Genomic DNA, 2,085 nt, shown 5'->3' with positions numbered 1-2,085 from the left:
CGGCCGCTCCGGCCGGGGCCCGCGCCGCGTCCCGGTGCGTCCGGGCCACGTACCATGGGGGGAGCCGTGGCGCGTCCGCCCGGCGGGCGTACGCGGAACGAGACGCCTATCCCCCGATCGAGAGAAGCGCCAGTCAGCATGCCCACGCGCCACGACATCCGAAACGTCGCCATCGTCGCCCACGTCGACCACGGCAAGACCACCCTGGTCGACGCCATGCTCAAGCAGGCGGGCGCCTTCGCCGCGCACGCCGCCGAGTCGCTCGACGACCGCATGATGGACAGCAACGACCTGGAGCGTGAGAAGGGCATCACGATCCTGGCCAAGAACACCGCGGTGAAGTACCACCCGAAGGATGGCGGCGACGTCATCACCATCAACATCATCGACACCCCCGGCCACGCCGACTTCGGCGGCGAGGTCGAGCGCGGCCTGTCGATGGTGGACGCGGTGGTCCTCCTCGTCGACGCCTCCGAGGGCCCGCTCCCGCAGACCCGCTTCGTGCTCCGCAAGGCGCTCCAGGCCCGGATGCCCGTCATCCTCTGCATCAACAAGACCGACCGCCCCGACTCCCGGATCGACGAGGTCGTCAACGAGACCTACGACCTGTTCCTGGACCTCGACGCGGACGAGGACCAGATCGAGTTCCCGATCGTCTACGCCTGCGCCCGCGACGGCGTCGCCTCGCTGACCAAGCCGGAGGACGGCACCGTCCCCGCCGACAGCGACAACCTGCAGCCGTTCTTCGACACGATCCTGGCCCACGTCCCGGCCCCCGAGTTCGACGAGGCCGCCCCGCTGCAGGCGCACGTCACCAACCTCGACGCCGACAACTTCCTCGGCCGCATCGCGCTGCTCCGCGTCGAGCAGGGCGAGCTGCGCAAGGGCCAGACGGTCGCCTGGATCAAGCGCGACGGCACCATCTCCAACGTCCGCATCACCGAGCTGATGATGACCGAGGCGCTCACCCGCAAGCCCGCCGAGGTGGCGGGCCCCGGTGACATCTGCGCGGTCGCCGGCATCCCCGACATCATGATCGGCGAGACCCTGGCCGACCCCGAGAACCCGATCGCGCTCCCGCTGATCACGGTCGACGAGCCCGCGATCTCCATGGTCATCGGCACCAACACCTCGCCGCTGGTCGGCCGCGGCGGCACCGGCAAGGGCGCCCAGGCCAAGTCGGCCGTCAAGGACCGCAAGGTGACGGCCCGTCAGGTCAAGGACCGCCTGGACCGCGAGCTCATCGGCAACGTCTCGCTGCGCGTCCTCGACACCGAGCGCCCCGACGCCTGGGAGGTGCAGGGCCGCGGTGAGCTGGCGCTGGCCATCCTGGTCGAGCAGATGCGCCGCGAGGGCTTCGAGCTGACCATCGGCAAGCCGCAGGTCGTCACCAAGCAGGTCGAGGGCAAGACCTACGAGCCCGTCGAGCGCCTCACGGTCGACGTGCCCGAGGAGCACATGGGCGCCGTCACCCAGCTCATGGGCACCCGCAAGGGCCGCATGGACAACATGTCGAACCACGGCTCCGGCTGGGTCCGCATGGAGTTCGTCGTCCCGTCCCGCGGCCTCATCGGGTTCCGCACCGAGTTCCTCACCGGAACCCGCGGCACCGGCATCGCGCACTCGATCCACGAGGGCCACGAGCCGTGGTTCGGCACGCTGACCACCCGCAACAACGGCTCCCTGGTCGCCGACCGGGCCGGCGCGGTCACCGCCTTCGCGATGACCAACCTGCAGGAGCGCGGCGTGCTCTTCACCGAGCCGGGCACCGAGGTGTACGAGGGCATGATCGTCGGCGAGAACTCCCGCGCCGACGACATGGACGTCAACATCACCAAGGAGAAGAAGCTCACCAACATGCGCTCCTCCTCCGCCGACTCCTTCGAGGCGATCGTCCCGCCGCGCAAGCTCTCCCTGGAGCAGTCCCTGGAGTTCTGCCGCGACGACGAGTGCGTCGAGGTCACCCCGGAGGCGGTCCGCATCCGCAAGGTCGTCCTGGACCAGAAGGAGCGCGGCCGCACCGCGTCCCGCGCGAAGCGCTAGTCCCCACCGCCCGACGGCCCGTCCCCTCCGCGGGGGCGGGCC

The 2,085-nt window shown here is 70.3% G+C and carries 1 protein-coding gene; it reads left to right on the top strand.

Annotated elements, in window-relative coordinates; translation table 11 throughout:
- Positions 1–138 precede the first annotated feature (138 nt).
- On the top strand, positions 139–2,043 hold the full coding sequence (typA, locus tag ACFWEG_RS28935; RefSeq protein WP_387221062.1) for a translational GTPase TypA: 1,905 nt from the start codon (positions 139–141) through the stop codon (positions 2,041–2,043).
- The last annotated feature ends 42 nt before the right edge of the window (positions 2,044–2,085 follow it).

It is taken from the genome of Streptomyces sp. NPDC060194, from assembly GCF_042728285.1.
Classification (GTDB): domain Bacteria; phylum Actinomycetota; class Actinomycetes; order Streptomycetales; family Streptomycetaceae; genus Streptomyces.
The sequence above is the reverse complement of the archived record's forward strand: the minus strand, read 5'-3'. Positions and strand labels throughout refer to the sequence as shown.

What these genes read in the sequence shown, in the direction of transcription:
- typA (WP_387221062.1), top strand. Translation starts at nt 139, where the DNA reads ATGCCCACGCGCCACGACATCCGAAACGTCGCCATCGTCGCCCACGTC.